Below are 15,801 nucleotides of genomic sequence, written 5' to 3'. Positions count from 1 at the left end.
CTCTCCTAAAGAATGATATCCATACCGTCATACGCGACTTCGATCTGGTGATCGTTGAGTATCGCGCGCTCGGCGGAATCTTCCCTTAAAATCGGGTTGGTATTGTTGATATGTATCAGCACCTTACGCACTGGTTTTTCGCTGCCGAATTTATCCAGCTCTTCTATCATGCCGCCTGGCCCTGATTGCGGGTTATGCCCTATGCTGCGCGCAGTTTTGCTCATCAGGCCCATATCCAGCATCTCGGTATTGGTCCAGAAAGTGCCATCGACCATGATGCAATCCGCCTGGTTCATCAACGGTGGCAAATGCGGCTCTATCTCAGCCAGGCCAGGCGAATACCAGCATTTCTTGCCGGTGGAGATCTCTTCTATCAACACGCCTATGGTGTCGCCCGGGTGCGGGTCATTGCGGTGGGGAGAATATGGTGGCGCGGCGCTCTTGAGTGCCACCGCGGTAAAGCGCAGGTTGGGCACATTGGGGATCTCAAAGCTGCTGGCGCGGCTGACATCATTGCCATCGATGGCGATCTCGTGATGATTGACGCCGCAATAATGGCCAAGGATATTCAGTATCTGGTTACCACTGGTGAGGTCTTCATACACCATCTTGGTACAGTAGATCTCGCGTTTCACCTGGCCTTCGCGCAGCATGAACAGGCCGGTGGTATGGTCTATCTGTGCATCGATCAGAATAATGCCCTGTATGCCGCTGTCGCGTATGGCGCGGCCAGGTTGCAGGGCCGGGAATTCCTGGATCTGCTGCAGGATATCAGGCGAGGTATTGAATAACACCCAGTCAACGCCATTGCTTGAGACACAGATAGAAGACTGTGTACGCCGGGTGGCCTTGATCGTGCCTTTACGCAAGCCATCACAGTTCTCACAGTTACAATTCCATTGCGGGAAACCCCCGCCAGCACCAGCACCCAACACGTGTATATACATAATCGCTTCTTGTTTTAATGGTTATAGACCTAGCAGGTCATCATACAATAATTACCTGATCGTCGTGGTGAACTCTTCAAGGTCAGAAACACACTCTTGCCACATCACCACCCTCTCTCTGGTATGACTGGCATCATACGCATGGGTTGCAATAACACCCTGCTACTGACAATGATTCCCTGCTCATGATTTTCATGAGCACAGACGCTAAGCGGCGATAAAACAAAAAAGCCGCATCTGAGATGCGGCTTTTCTATGACGACTTTTCTATGACAATGCGTTTATTTGCTATTCACGCTCGGCAATTTTTTCACGTCTCATTTTGACAGCGATGGCCAGCTTTTCCAGCACTGTGACGGAATCATCCCAACCCAGACAGGCATCGGTGATCGACTGGCCGTAGTTTAGTGTGCAACCGGGAGTATGGTCCTGGCGACCTTCATTCAAATGGGATTCGAGCATGACACCGATAATCCGGCTGTCACCATTGGCAATTTGCGCTGAAATATCGTCAATCACCGCAATCTGGTTTTTGTATTGCTTTTGGCTGTTGCCATGACTGCAATCGACCATCAGCACCGGAGCCAGGCCAGCATCAGCGAGCTGGTCACACACCTCGGCAATACTTTTTGCGTCAAAATTGGGTAATTTCCCGCCGCGCAAAATCACATGGCAATCTTCGTTACCCTTGGTGGCAAAAATGCCAGACGTACCTTCTTTGGTCACCGACAGGAAATGGTGCGGGCTGGCAGCGGTTTTGATCGCATCAATAGCGACTTTGGCGCCACCATCGGTGCCATTCTTGAAACCGACCGGGCAGGACAAGCCTGAAGCCAGTTCGCGGTGTATCTGTGACTCAGTGGTGCGTGCGCCTATGGCGCCCCAGCTGACCAGGTCGGCGGTATACTGCGGCGAGACCACATCCAGGAACTCGGTCGCTGCCGGCATGCCGATCTCGTTCACTTCCAGCAGGAAGCGGCGCGCCTTTTCCAGCCCTGCATTGATGTCGTAAGTGCCATCCAGGTGCGGGTCATTGATCAGGCCTTTCCAGCCGACAGTGGTGCGCGGTTTTTCAAAATACACCCGCATCACGATCAGCAACTCGTTACCCAGGCGGTTGCGCACTTCCTGCAGGCGTTTGGCATATTCCATGCCCGCCTCTGTGTCATGAATAGAGCACGGCCCGACGATCACCACCAGGCGGTCATCGCCCTGGTGCAGTACGTGATGGATGGCAGTACGCGTTTTCAGGATATTCTGCGTGCTGGCTGTACTTTCCTGCAGGCGCGACAATAACTCCGCTGGTTTGACCAGTGGTTTGATCTCAAGCACCCTGACGTCGTCAGTGGCTAGTTTTTCGTAAGCGTTCATGACTGTAAAATCTGTTCCAGCACCTGTAGAAAACGTGCATTCTCACTAAATAAACCTATGCTCACGCGCAGGTAATCCGGCATTTCATAATTGGCCACTGGCCGCACTATCACACCCTGCTTCAGCAAAGCCTGATTCACGGCGCTAGCATTGGTCACCTTAAAACTGACAAAGTTGCCAAAGGATGGGATAAAACTCAGGCCCAGCTTTGTTAAGCCTTGCGTGATTTGCGTCATCCCGGCCTGGTTGGCAGCATAACTGCGCGACACGAAATCCTCATCCTGCAACGACACCGTAGCGGCTACCTGTGCCAGGCTGTTCACATTAAAAGGCTGGCGTACCCGGTTCATCAGGTCGGCCAACGCCGCATGCATCAGGCCAAAGCCTACCCGCAAGCCAGCCAGGCCATAAGCCTTGGAAAAAGTGCGTGAGATGATCAGGTTTTCAAACTCAGCTAGCCAGCTGACGGCTGCAGACTTATCGTCAGCGGACAGGTACTCATCATAGGCTTCATCCAGTACCACCACGATATGGCTGGGTACTTTTTGTAAAAAACCTTTTAACTGGGCCTTGTCTATCAGGGTGCCGGTCGGGTTATTCGGGTTGGCGACAAAGATCAGTTTTGTTTTGGGCGTAATGGCTTTTAAAAACCCGGCCAGATCATGCCCAAAGTCAATCGCAGGCACCACCACGCCAGTCGCACCAGCGGCCTGCGTCACCAGCGGGTAGACCGCAAACGCATGCTGCGAATAGATCACTTCATCGCCTGTGCTCAGAAAAGCCCGCGCCGCCAACTCCAGAATGTCATTAGAACCGTTACCGAACACGATCTGTTGCGGCTGCACCGCATATCTGTGGCTGACTGCATCGCGCAACGCAAAACTGTTGCCATCAGGGTAGCGCGCGATGTCGTAAATAGCTTCTTCCAGCGCCATCTGCGCTTTAGGGCTCATGCCTAAGGGGTTCTCGTTAGACGCCAGTTTGACGATATCTGCTTCGTTCAGGCCCATTTCACGCGCCAGTTCGCTGATAGGCTTGCCACCCTGATACGGCGCAATGGCGCGGATATTGGCAGGAGCTAATTGTGACAACTCGGACAGGCGTGATGCATCAGACATAGTGTGTACAGTTAAAGATGGGACGGTTAAATAATAGCGGTCGGGTATGAGCCCAGCACTTTGAGGAAAGTCGAGCGGTCAGCCAGCTCAGCCAGTGCCGCTTGCACATTAGGCGCTTGCTGATGGCCCTCGATATCAACAAAGAAGACGTAGTTCCACAGGTTCTGACGCGAAGGCCTGGATTCCAGCTTGGTCATGCTCACACCATGGCGTGACAGTGGCTCCAGCAACTGCAGTACTGCGCCCGGTTTATTGTGAGCACTCATGACCAGCGAAGTCTTATCCTGCCCTGACGGTGCCACCGCATGGCTACCCAGCACCAGAAAGCGCGTGGTGTTCTTGGGGTCATCTTCTATATTCTCGGCCAGTATATGCAGGTCGAATAATTCAGCGGCACGTTTGCTGGCGATGGCCGCGGCAAACGTGCCCTGGCTGGCAACCAGCTCATGTATCATCTGTGCCGCACGCGCATTGCTGATCACGGCCTCGCGTTCTACGTTAGGCAGTATCTTGTTCAACCACTCATGGCATTGCGACAGTGACTGCGCATGCCCGAAAACGTGTGATATCTGCGTGATATCCTGTTGTGCGGACAATAAGCAGTGATGCACAGGCAAAGTCACTTCACCGACCACCTGCAAGGCACTGCCCAGCAACAGATCCAGCGTGATACCGACTGCGCCCTCGGTCGAGTTCTCCACCGGCACTATGCCGTAGTCTGCCTGGCCTGCTTCCACGGTGCGGAATACTTCATCTATACTGGCGCAGACCACTGCCTGGCGGCCTTCGCCAAACTGCTTGAGTGCGGCTTCTTCGCTATAAGTACCCAAAGGCCCTAAAAACGCGATCGCCAGCTCTTTTTCCAATGCGCGGCAGTTAGACATCACGGCGCGGAAAATATAGCTCACCGCCTCAGCTGACAGCGGGCCGTCATTTTCGCTCTGCATACGGCGTATGATCTGCGCCTCGCGCTCAGGTCTATAGATGACACCATCATTCTTTAAATGCCCGATCTCGCGTGCCAGTTTGGCGCGCTCGTTCACCAATGCCAGCAGCTGTGCATCGATGGCATCAATTTTATCTCTAAATTGTTTTAATAAATCAGACATTTAAAACTTATACTTAATGTTAATTAAGAATTATTCTTTTCGAATTCCTGCATGAAAGCCACCAGTGCCTGTACGCCTTCGATAGGCATGGCATTATAAATGCTGGCGCGCATACCGCCGACTGAGCGGTGGCCTTTCAACTGTAACAAACCACGTGCGCCGGCTTGCTTGAGGAAAGCATCGTTCAGGCTCTCGTCACGCAAACGGAATGGAATATTCATGCGTGAACGGTAAGCTGGCTGGATAGGGTTATAGTAAAAATCGGTTTGATCGACGTAGTCGTATAACAATCTGGCCTTGGCGATATTGAGTTTTTCTATCGCCTCTACCCCGCCCTGTGCCAGCAACCATTCAAACACCAGCCCGGCAATATAAATGCTGTAGGTAGGCGGTGTATTGATCATGCTCTGGTTTTCTGCCTGAGTCTTCCAGTGGAAGACCGCTGGCGTGAGCGGTGAAGCCTGTTCCAGCAGGTCTTCACGCACTATCACCAGGCACAGGCCGGCAGGGCCGATATTCTTTTGCGCGCCACCATAAATGACGCCGTATTTGGAGACATCGATAGGACGCGAAAGGATATGTGAGGACATATCGGCAACGATAGGCACGCCGTGCGTCTCCGGCACATCGACAAACTCTACACCGTTGATGGTTTCGTTTGTGCAATAGTGTACGTAAGCGGCATCGCGATTCAGCTGCCAGTCAGCAAATGCCGGCACATGCGTGAAATCCTCTGCTTCAGCCGAGGCGGCGATATTGATCTGGCCGTAGGCTTTGGCGTCTTTCACGCTGCGCTTGCTCCAGGAACCGGTGACTACATAGTCAGCCGATTTGCCATTGAGCAGGTTCATGGGGATGATGGCATTCTCTGCAATGGCACCGCCCTGTAAGAACAGCACTTTATAATTGGCCGGGATCGCCAGCAGCTGGCGCAGATCCGCTTCTGCTTTTTCCAGGATGCTGGTGAACTCTTTGCCACGGTGTGACATTTCCATCACGCTCATGCCGCTGCCATGCCAGTCCAGCATTTCAGCCTGGGCGCGTTCGAGTACGGATTTCGGCAACACTGCCGGGCCTGCAGAAAAATTATAAATCTTAGTCATGTCTCATTTATTCTTCGTTTTCGTCTTCAACGTCATCGGTCTCTACGATTTTCTCCAGACCGGATAGTTTTTCACCTTCACCCAGGTTGATCAGCGTCACGCCTTGTGCGGCGCGGCCCATATCGCGGATCTCCTTGACGCGGGTACGTATCAATACGCCACCGGTAGTGATCAGCATGATCTCATCATCGGCAGTGACCAGTCTGGCTGCAACCGCCAGGCCGTTACGCTCGCTGATGGCAATGGCTTTCACACCCTGCGTACCGCGGCCGGAATGGCGGAACTCTGACAGCACGGTACGTTTGCCGTAACCGTTTTCAGTCGCTACCAGTACCGATTGCTGGTCATTCTCGGCGATCAGCAAGGAAAGTACGCGCTGTTTGGCGGCCAGTTTCATACCACGCACACCACGGGTGGCACGGCCCATAGGACGCACATCATCCTCGGTGAACCAGACTGCTTTACCACCGTTGGAAACCAGCACGATATCATTCTTGCCATTGGTCACTTCGGCACCGACCAGGTAGTCATTATCATCAAGATTGATGGCGATGATGCCGGATTTACGCGGGTTGGAGAACTCGGTCAGCGCGGTTTTCTTCACCGTACCCATGGAGGTCGCCATAAACACGAAATGGTTCTCGTCAAACTCTTTCACCGGCAGGATGGCATTGATCTTCTCGCCTTCTTCCAGCGGGAACAGGTTGACGATAGGCTTGCCGCGGCTGACGCGGCTGCCTTGCGGCACTTCATACACTTTGAGCCAGTAGACACGGCCACGGCTGCTGAAACAGAGGATGTAGTCATGGGTATTCGCCACAAACATCTTGTCTATGAAGTCATCTTCCTTGGTCGCTGCTGCCTGTTTGCCACGGCCACCGCGACGCTGGGCCCTGTATTCATCCAGCGGTTGGGATTTCACATAGCCGGTATGTGACAAGGTCACTACTACATCCTGTGGCGTGATCAGGTCTTCCAGCGACAAGTCCTGCGTATTGTGCTCGATCTCGGAACGGCGCTTGTCGCCGAACTGTTTCTGGATCTCGTTCAGTTCTTCCACAATAATGGCGGTGACACGCTCGGGCTTGGCCAGAATATCCAGCAGATCGGCAATGATATCCATCACTTCTTTGTATTCGGTAACTATCTTGTCCTGTTCCAGGCCAGTCAGGCGTTGCAAACGCATCTGCAGGATCTCTTGCGCCTGGATATCTGACAAACGGTAACCTTTAGGCGTCAGGCCAAAGTCTACCGACAAGCCTTCCGGACGCGAGGCTTCCATGGCAGCACGTTTAAGCATCTCTTCCACCACGGTGGAATGCCAGTCGCGCGCCATCAATTCTTTTTTCGCTTCCGGCGGCGTTGGTGCCGCCTTGATGATGGCGATCATCTCGTCCACATTGGCCAGCGCAACTGCCAGGCCTTCCAGCACATGACCGCGGTCGCGCGCTTTGCGCAGTTCAAACACAGTGCGCCGGGTGACGACTTCGCGGCGGTGACGCAGGAAAGCTTCCAGCATCTGCTTGAGGTTGAGCAGGCGTGGCTGGCCATCCATCAGGGCCACCATGTTCATGCCGAAGGTGTCTTGCAGCTGGGTTTGCTTGTAGAGGTTGTTGAGGATGACTTCAGGCACTTCACCGCGTTTAAGCTCTATCACCACTCGCATGCCGGATTTATCCGACTCATCGCGCAGGTCAGAAATACCTTCTATCTTCTTCTCGTTGACCAGCTCGGCGATTTTTTCTATCAGGGTCTTCTTGTTCACCTGATATGGCAGTTCATCAATGATGATGGACTGGCGGCCGCCTTTATCCAGGTCTTCAAAGTGGGTGCGGCCACGCATGACGACACGGCCACGGCCGGTGCGGTAACCCTCTTTGACGCCTACGGTGCCGTAAATGATGCCGGCAGTCGGAAAGTCAGGTGCCGGAATGTATTCGATCAGCTCATCAATGCTGATCTCAGGGTTTTTCAGCAGCGCAAAACAGCCGTTGAGTACTTCATTCAGGTTGTGTGGCGGAATGTTGGTTGCCATACCCACCGCAATGCCCGAACTGCCGTTGATCAGCAGGTTAGGGATACGGGTAGGCATGATCAGCGGCTCTTGCTCGCTGCCGTCATAGTTAGGGCCAAAATCGACGGTTTCTTTCTCGATATCTGCCAGCAGTTCGTGCGCGATCTTGGACATACGGATCTCGGTATACCGCATGGCCGCCGCGTTATCGCCATCCACAGAACCAAAGTTACCCTGGCCGTCGACCAGCATATAGCGCAGCGAAAAGTGCTGCGCCATACGCACTATGGTGTCATACACCGCAGTATCACCGTGCGGGTGATATTTACCGATGACGTCACCGACGATACGCGCAGACTTTTTGTATGGCTTGTTGTAGTCATTGGAAAGCTCGTGCATGGCAAACAGCACGCGCCTGTGCACCGGTTTCAGGCCGTCACGCACATCTGGCAAAGCACGACCAACAATCACGCTCATGGCGTAATCAAGATAACTGCGGCGCATCTCGTCTTCGAGACTGATAGGCAGGGTTTCTTTAGCAAACTGATCGGGAGACTGACTCATTCTTGACCCATTTTATAGTTAAAAGTTATCTCGCGATTCTAGCATATTTAGCTGAACCTGGCTGACTTAAACGCGGCGAACTGGCCTGTATGTTGCCTGCGGGCAAGAAAAAGGCGGAGGGAAAGCAGAATTGGAATCCCGGGCTTTGTCAGCCTGGGAAGCTCCGATATAAAACTGCGTATAAATGAAAACGGTTTATCGTCATGCCAGTCACTGGCAATCCGATAAACCGCAATTCTTGGGACAGAATTAAGCCTTGGACAGCAATTGCAGATCGTTTTTCAGATCTTCCACATGCTCCAGCCCTACCGCAATACGCACCAGGTTATCCCTGATCCCTGCTTCGGCCCGCGCCTCGGCTGTGACACGGCTATGCGTAGTGGTGGCCGGGTGGGTGATGGTCGATTTGGCATCCCCCAGGTTGGCGGTGATGGAGATCAGCCTGGTGGCATCTATGAGTTCCCAGGCGGCTTCCTGCTCACTCTGCCCGGCGCGCGGCTTGACTTCAAAGGTGACGATACCACCTCCCAGCCTTTGCTGCTGTTGTGCCAGCGCATATTGCGGATGAGACGGCAAACCAGGGTAATGCACGCGTGCCACGCGTGGCTGCTGTTCCAGCCATTGCGCGATAGCCAGTGCGCGCGCTGCGTGCGCTTCCATGCGTATCTGCAAGGTCTCCATGCCTTTGACGAACACCCAGGCATTGAATGCACTCATGGTGACACCGGCAGTGCGCAGAAAGCCATATACCGGCTCCATCAATGTTTTATTGCCCAGCACCGCACCGCCCAGCACCCTGCCCTGACCATCGATATATTTGGTCGCCGAGTGGATGACGATATCCGCGCCCAGCTTCAAAGGCTGTTGCAAGGCTGGTGTGCAGAAGCAGTTATCTATCGCCAGGTAAGCACCTGCCGCATGGGCAGCTTCTGCCAGTTTGGCGATATCGCCTACTTCTGTGAGCGGATTGGAAGGCGTTTCGGCAAAAAACAACTTGGTATTCGGTTTGGCAGCCGCTTTCCAGGCTGCAATATCGGTCAGTGGCACCAGTGTCACCTCCAGGCCCCAGCGTTTGAGGATATTGGAGAACAATTGCACTGTGGTACCAAACACACTGCGCGAAGCGACGACATGGTCACCGGCACTGCAAATCCCCATGATGCAGGCGAGGATGGCCGCCATGCCACTGGCAGTCGCCACACATTGCTCTGCGCCTTCCAGCGCGGCCAGCTTGTCCTGGAACATGGTCACGGTCGGGTTGGTGAAGCGCGAATAAATATTACCGGGCTCGGTACCGCCAAACCTGGCAGCCGCCTGGGCGGCGTTTTTAAAACGGAAACTGGAGTTGAGGAACAGCGCTTCTGAGTTCTCACCAAACTCAGTGGTCAATGTGCCAGCGCGCACCGCCAGCGTTTCCAAATGGTATTCATCGTTCATTTTCTTGATCTTCCAACTAGCTTAGCTTTTTTTAAGGTCACCTTAGCAACAGCTGCCACAGGTAATAAAAAACCCGCTTCAGCATTGCGCTAAAACGGGTTTTTGGGCTCTCGCTTTAGCAGGATTTATAATGCGCTCGCAAGCTGAGTTCGGCTTCGGTTAAAGTTCGCCACTCAAATCAGCGCAATTTCATTAAACGCCTTTTGCAGGCGCCTGTCAACCCTTACTCCACCCCTACCAGATCAGTGGACAGCAAATTCAAATCGAGCTGGGTAGTCGAGTTTGGCGGTGGCTGTTTTTTATTGAAATCACTACGCGCAGCCTCGATACGGTTCAGGTAAGCAGCATCGACATCACCGGTCACATACTTGCCATCAAAGCAGCTGCAGTCGAATTCGGTCAGGTGCGGATTGGATTTGGTGATGCTTTCGCGCAAGGCATCCAGGTCCTGGTAGATCAGCGCATCGGCACCGATCTCGGCACAGATCTCTTCATCGGTACGGTTGGTCGCCAGCAACTCATCGCGGCTAGGCATATCTATGCCATACACATTCGGGTAGCGTACCGGCGGTGCGGCAGAAGCGAAGTAGACTTTATTGGCACCTGCATCACGCGCCATTTGCACGATCTGCTGCGAGGTGGTGCCACGCACGATAGAATCATCGACCAGCAACACGTTTTTACCTTTGAACTCAATGCCGATAGGGTTGAGTTTTTGCCGCACTGATTTTTTACGCAGCGCCTGACCCGGCATGATAAAGGTACGGCCTATATAACGGTTTTTAATAAAACCTTCGCGGTAGTCCAGGCCTAGCGAAATACCTAATTGCAAAGCACTTGGGCGGCTGGTGTCGGGGATGGGGATCACCACATCGATCTGCTTGTCTGCCCATTCACGCTTGATCTTTTCACCTAACAAAGTGCCCATGTCGAGGCGGGTCTGGTAGACAGACACGCCATCAATCACTGAGTCAGGGCGCGCCAGGTAAACATATTCAAAAATACAGGAAGTCAGTTTAGGATTGGTGGCGCACTGGCGGCTGAACAGATTGCCATCCATATCAATAAACACGGCTTCGCCAGGCTCGACATCACGCAACAATTTGAAACCCAGCACATCCAGGGCCACGCTTTCAGAAGCCACGATGTATTCGGTGCCTTTGCTGGTCTCCTGTTTGCCTATGACCAGCGGGCGTATGCCGTACGGATCACGGAAAGCCAGCAGGCCGAAGTTGGCGATCATGGCGACCACTGCATAAGCGCCTTTGCAACGTCTGTGCACACCGGCTACGGCATCAAAGACCATATCGCTGTTGAGCAAAGCACTCTTGGAGGTCGCTTCTATCTCATGTGCCAGTACATTCAACAGCACTTCAGAATCAGAACTGGTGTTGATATGGCGCAGGTCCTGCCTGAACATTTCTGATTTCAGCTGTTCGGAGTTGGTCAGGTTGCCATTGTGGCCGAGCACGATACCGAATGGTGAGTTCACATAAAACGGTTGCGCTTCCGCCGCACTGGATGAGCCGGCGGTAGGATAACGTACATGCGCGATACCGACGTTGCCGACCAGGTTGCGCATATGGCGGGTATGAAAAACATCTTTTACCAGACCATTATTCTTATGCATATGGAAAGTATTACCATCGCAAGTCACGATACCTGCAGCGTCTTGCCCGCGATGCTGTAGCACCAGCAACCCGTCATACAACAACTGGTTCACCGGGTTTTTACCTACAATACCGATAATTCCACACATAGCGACATCCTATCCAAGACTAGATTACAAATTAAATGAGAGACTCATCCGCCTGCTGATGTTCCAAATGCACATGTTCAGCAATACTAGATGGTACCCACGGCAGCAAATTCAAGACCAAGACCTCAACTGGTGCACTCAACATGGCGTTGGTCCAGCGTGCGTCCTTGGGTATATCCGTCATTGCAGCCAGCATCGCCAGTATACAGACGATGAGCACGCCTTTGGCTGCACCAGCCAGGCCGCCCAGCACCCGGTTCAGGCCGCCCAGACCCACAGCCTTGATCAGGGTGGTCAGCAGCAGTGCCAGCAGGGTGCATAAAAAAAGCACCGCTAAAAATATGAACAAAAAGGCCGCAATAGCTTTTACTGCTTCGCCAGGCACTTGTTCCGGAATATAAGTGATCACCTGGCTGTTAAATTTGGTGGCCAGGTAAAACGCCAGCACCCAGCCTATCACTGAAAAAAACTCACGGATAGCACCGCGCATCAATCCAACCAGTATGGAAAAACCAATGATGCCCAGGACTATATAATCAAAAATGGTCATTGCCTGATTCAGGACCTGCTTGCCACAATGCCGCTAAAACCGGCGGCTTCCAGTTTTTTCAGCGCGGCGGCTGCTTCGTTACGCGTGGCGTAGGTACGCGACCGCAAGCGTAACTTTTGCCCGGCAGCATCCACTTTATCGGTGGCCGCATCAAACCCGGCCTGCTTCAACCTGGTTTGCAGTTTTTCCAGATTGCTGGGGTCAGAAAACACGCCAAACTGCACATAAAACTTACCTGAGGTTTTATCGGAAGAAACCGGCTCTTCTTTAGCCACCGGTTTAGCCGGCGCAACTTTGGGTTCAACTTTGGGTTCAACTTTGGGTTCAACTTTGGGTTCTGGTGTTTGGGCAGGTTTTGCTGCCTGGGCTTCAGCGACCTGGGTCGCTGCTGACTGTGCTGGTTTGGCAGGCGCTGCAGCTGTGGCAGCGGCTGTGGTGGGGACTTCTTCTATATGTGCGACCGGGGTTTCTGCGGCAGAGGCTGTTTTTGCTGAGGCGCTGGCAGGCGAGGTCGCATCTACATCGAGTTCGACATCGTCATCCGGCAATTCGAGGATAGGTTCGCGGCTGGCCTGCTGGTTGACGACAGTGATCTCGACATCGTCATGTGCAGGTTCTACTACGCGGTCTTTCAATACGAAAGGCAATACGATCAGCATCAGAATGACCAGGGTGATGGCACCCACCAGCCGTCTGCGGGCCGTTTTCTTCAGTACCAGTTCCTTGTCTGTCAAACTATCTCTTGCCATATCTTTTTAAATTCTCACTCGGATCATTTCGCATCTATCAAGCCACTAGCGCCAGCTAGCTAATTTGGTGAAATCCCTAATTTGGTGAAATCCATCGCTCAGGTGTTATTTCCAGAATAGCAGCCACAGTGAAGAACGAGCCGAACACGATGATTTTATCATTTTTTGCCGCTTTTTTATAACAGCTTGCCAATGCTGCAGGCAGGTCGGCATGGGTTTGCAGTTGCCGTCCGGAAACCCTGTCTGCCAGGCATTGCTGCAGATAGTCAACGCTGGCTGCACGCGGGTGCTGTATAGGCGCGATATGCCATTCATCGATCACATCATGCAGGATCTCGACCACACCGGCGATATCCTTGTCGGAAAGCATGGAAAAAACCGCCAACACCCGGCTGCCATCTGCACTCAGCTGTTGCAGGTTATGGCGCAAGGCCCGTGCTGCATGCGGGTTGTGGGCGACATCCAGGATCACATCCGGCGCGCGTTTCCAGTACTGGAAACGGCCTACCACTTCTGTCGCCGCCAACCCCTGCCGCAAGTCATCTACACTGACAGTCAAACGGGCTTGCAGCGCACGCACGGCATAGATGACACTGGCTGCATTCTGCCATTGATAATCGCCGAACAACTTTAACGAGCCTATCGCCAGTGCGCCCTGAGCATCCTGATATTGTGCCTGTTGCGTGTCGCTGACGTCTATGCTGTAATCCACACCAAAACGCTTTAAAGGCACGCCCAGTGTTTCGACATAGCGCAGCAGTGAGGCCGGAGGTTGTGCGTCGCCGCAAATAGCGATCTGCTGTTGCCGGTAGATGCCGGCTTTTTCATGGCCTATCAATTCGCGTGTATCACCGAGAAACTCCATATGATCAAGATCGACATTGGTGACTATGGCACAATCCGCGTCTACGATATTGACCGCATCCAGACGGCCGCCCAGCCCTACTTCGAGGATGACGATATCCAGCGCTTGTTGCTCAAACGCCCATAGTGCCGCCAGCGTGCCCATCTCAAAATAAGTCAGGGCGATCTCGGCACGCGCCTGCTCCACGGCGGTGAAAGCCGCACACAAGACCTCATCGCTGATCAGCTCGCCCAGCAACCGCACGCGCTCATGGTATTGCACCAGATGCGGCGAGGTATAGCAGCCGACACGGTAGCCTGCGGTGGCGTAAATGCTTTCCAGCATGGCGCAGGTCGAACCTTTGCCATTGGTGCCACCCACAGTGATCACGGTAAAAGGAAACTCAAGCTGCAGGCGGTCGGCGACTGCCTGCACCCGCGACAATCCCATCTCTATGGTTTTGGGATGTAGTGATTCAATATAGCTAAGCCAAGCTTCAACCGTGACCGGCAGCTCGGGCAAGGGTGACGACATCAGGCAACTTTAGAAATGTTCATAAAACTGGCGAGCAGCTGGCTTAACTTCACACGCATCTCGCGGCGGTCAACGATCATGTCGATCGCGCCATGCGTGAGCAGGAACTCGGCGCGCTGGAACCCTTCAGGCAAGGTTTCACGCACGGTCTGCTCAATCACGCGCGGGCCGGCAAAGCCGATCAGCGCATTCGGTTCGGCCACGATCACATCGCCCAGCATGGCAAAACTGGCGGATACGCCACCCATGGTCGGGTCAGTCAGCACCGAGATATAAGGCAGACCGGCTTCAGATAATTTGGTCAATGCAGCGCTGGTCTTAGCCATTTGCATCAATGACAACAGGCCTTCCTGCATACGGGCACCACCACTGGCAGACACGCAGATAAACGCACACTTGTGTTCTATGGCGGCTTGTACGCCACGCACAAAGCGCTCACCCACTACAGAACCCATGGAGCCGCCCATGAATTTAAATTCAAATGCAGCCACCACTACCGGCACGCGCTCTACTGTACCGCGCATGACTATCAGCGCATCTTTTTCCTTGACGTCGCGCTGCGCACTGCGCATACGTTCGGCATAGGTCTTGCTATCCTTGAATTTCAGGGCATCTACCGGCGTCACATCGGCGCCTATCTCAACCCTGGCTTCCGCATCCAGGAAAACATTCAGACGCGCACGCGCACCTAGGCGGTGATGATGCCCGCATTGCGGACACACCTCCAGGTTGGCATCCAGGTCGGTACGGTATAACACCGTCTGGCAGGCATCACACTTATGCCACAGCCCTTCCGGCATATTGCGACGCTCGCCACTGACCGCGCGTTTGATTTTTTGAGGAATTTTATCTAACCAGCTCATAGTTTCTCCTGCTTGTATCTGGGGATGACTCTAGACAGAGTCTATCGCAGTACGTAATTCTTTCATCAAGGCCTGCACATTAGGGATCAGGTTATCGGCATCTGACTGTTCAATGGCAAGCACCATACGGCTACCCACCACTACCGCATCCGCGATCACGGATACTTCGCGCGCTGTCGCTGCATCTTTCACACCAAAACCCACGCCTATAGGCAGGCTGGTGCTGTTGCGGATCTCGGTCACCCGTTTCTTCACTTCAACGATATCCAGGTTACCGGCACCGGTGACGCCTTTGAGCGAGACATAGTAAAGAAAGCCTGTGGCCTGCTTTACGATCAATTCGGTACGCGCTGGCTCGGTGGTCGGAGACAACAGGAAGATACTGTCTATACCCGCCTGCGCCAGTTGCTGATTAAAATCCTCGCACTCTTCCGGCGGATAATCAACCGTCAGCACGCCATCCACACCGGCATCTTTGGCCAGCTCAACGAATTGCGCGGCACCCATGGCTTCGATCGGGTTGGCGTAGCCCATCAGCACGATAGGCGTGGTCTGGTTGGTCTCGCGAAAATCCCTGACCATGGCCAGCACTTTACGCAAGCCCATTTTGTGTACCAGGGCACGCTCACTGGCACGCTGTATCACCGGGCCATCGGCCATAGGGTCAGAAAAAGGCACCCCCAGCTCGATCACATCGGCACCTGAAGCCACCAGGGCATGCAGCAAAGGCACGGTCTGCTCAGGGTTAGGGTCACCCGCCGTAATGTAGGGGATCAGCGCTTTTTTACCTTGCGCCTTGAGTTCAGCAAAAACAGATTGGATGCGAGACATAGCAAGAA

13 protein-coding genes are annotated in these 15,801 nt (G+C 53.5%); all 13 read right to left on the bottom strand.

Annotation, left to right across the window (positions count from 1 at the left end; translation table 11 throughout):
- Positions 1–5 precede the first annotated feature (5 nt).
- The 13 genes from pqqB to trpA all read right to left on the bottom strand — a co-directional run bounded on the left by pqqB (position 6) and on the right by trpA (position 15,793).
- A complete protein-coding gene (gene pqqB / locus ACFQ1Z_RS03185; protein ID WP_379055575.1) occupies positions 6–947 on the bottom strand; it encodes a pyrroloquinoline quinone biosynthesis protein PqqB in 942 nt (313 codons plus the stop codon).
- Positions 948–1,235: 288 nt separating this feature from the next.
- Entirely contained in the window at positions 1,236–2,318 is a 1,083-nt protein-coding gene (locus tag ACFQ1Z_RS03180; RefSeq protein WP_379055573.1) for a 3-deoxy-7-phosphoheptulonate synthase, read from the bottom strand.
- Positions 2,315–3,436, bottom strand: a complete 1,122-nt coding sequence (gene hisC / locus ACFQ1Z_RS03175) for a histidinol-phosphate transaminase (RefSeq protein ID WP_379055571.1) — start codon at positions 3,434–3,436, stop codon at positions 2,315–2,317. Before hisC ends, ACFQ1Z_RS03180 begins: the two co-directional genes overlap by 4 nt.
- Positions 3,437–3,462: 26 nt before the next feature.
- On the bottom strand, positions 3,463–4,545 hold the full coding sequence (pheA, locus tag ACFQ1Z_RS03170) for a prephenate dehydratase (RefSeq protein ID WP_379055569.1): 1,083 nt from the start codon (positions 4,543–4,545) through the stop codon (positions 3,463–3,465).
- 23 nt (positions 4,546–4,568) lie between these two features.
- On the bottom strand, positions 4,569–5,648 hold the full coding sequence (gene serC, locus ACFQ1Z_RS03165) for a 3-phosphoserine/phosphohydroxythreonine transaminase (RefSeq protein WP_379055567.1): 1,080 nt from the start codon (positions 5,646–5,648) through the stop codon (positions 4,569–4,571).
- A gap of 7 nt (positions 5,649–5,655) precedes the next feature.
- Positions 5,656–8,226 carry a DNA gyrase subunit A gene (gyrA, locus tag ACFQ1Z_RS03160; RefSeq protein WP_379055565.1) on the bottom strand — a complete coding sequence of 857 codons (2,571 nt, stop codon included), beginning with the start codon at positions 8,224–8,226 and terminating at the stop codon, positions 5,656–5,658.
- A gap of 249 nt (positions 8,227–8,475) precedes the next feature.
- Entirely contained in the window at positions 8,476–9,663 is a 1,188-nt protein-coding gene (locus tag ACFQ1Z_RS03155; protein WP_379055563.1) for an O-succinylhomoserine sulfhydrylase, read from the bottom strand.
- A 223-nt stretch (positions 9,664–9,886) separates the two neighbouring features.
- A complete protein-coding gene (purF, locus tag ACFQ1Z_RS03150; RefSeq protein ID WP_379055561.1) occupies positions 9,887–11,422 on the bottom strand; it encodes an amidophosphoribosyltransferase in 1,536 nt (511 codons plus the stop codon).
- 31 nt (positions 11,423–11,453) lie between these two features.
- Positions 11,454–11,972, bottom strand: a complete 519-nt coding sequence (locus ACFQ1Z_RS03145; RefSeq protein ID WP_379055559.1) for a CvpA family protein — start codon at positions 11,970–11,972, stop codon at positions 11,454–11,456.
- 8 nt (positions 11,973–11,980) lie between these two features.
- Positions 11,981–12,721, bottom strand: a complete 741-nt coding sequence (locus tag ACFQ1Z_RS03140; RefSeq protein WP_379055557.1) for an SPOR domain-containing protein — start codon at positions 12,719–12,721, stop codon at positions 11,981–11,983.
- 76 nt (positions 12,722–12,797) lie between these two features.
- On the bottom strand, positions 12,798–14,099 hold the full coding sequence (gene folC, locus ACFQ1Z_RS03135; protein WP_379055555.1) for a bifunctional tetrahydrofolate synthase/dihydrofolate synthase: 1,302 nt from the start codon (positions 14,097–14,099) through the stop codon (positions 12,798–12,800).
- Positions 14,099–14,962, bottom strand: a complete 864-nt coding sequence (accD, locus tag ACFQ1Z_RS03130; RefSeq protein WP_379055553.1) for an acetyl-CoA carboxylase, carboxyltransferase subunit beta — start codon at positions 14,960–14,962, stop codon at positions 14,099–14,101. The genes folC and accD overlap by 1 nt, the downstream gene beginning before the upstream one ends.
- Positions 14,963–14,992: 30 nt before the next feature.
- Positions 14,993–15,793 (bottom strand): tryptophan synthase subunit alpha, encoded by an 801-nt coding sequence (trpA, locus tag ACFQ1Z_RS03125; RefSeq protein ID WP_379055551.1) that lies wholly within the window; start codon positions 15,791–15,793, stop codon positions 14,993–14,995.
- Between the last annotated feature and the right edge of the window lie 8 nt (positions 15,794–15,801).

The organism is Methylophilus luteus (assembly GCF_042676265.1).
Classification (GTDB): domain Bacteria; phylum Pseudomonadota; class Gammaproteobacteria; order Burkholderiales; family Methylophilaceae; genus Methylophilus; species Methylophilus luteus.
Note: the sequence above shows the minus strand (reverse complement) of the source record. Positions and strands in the feature narration are given on the sequence as shown.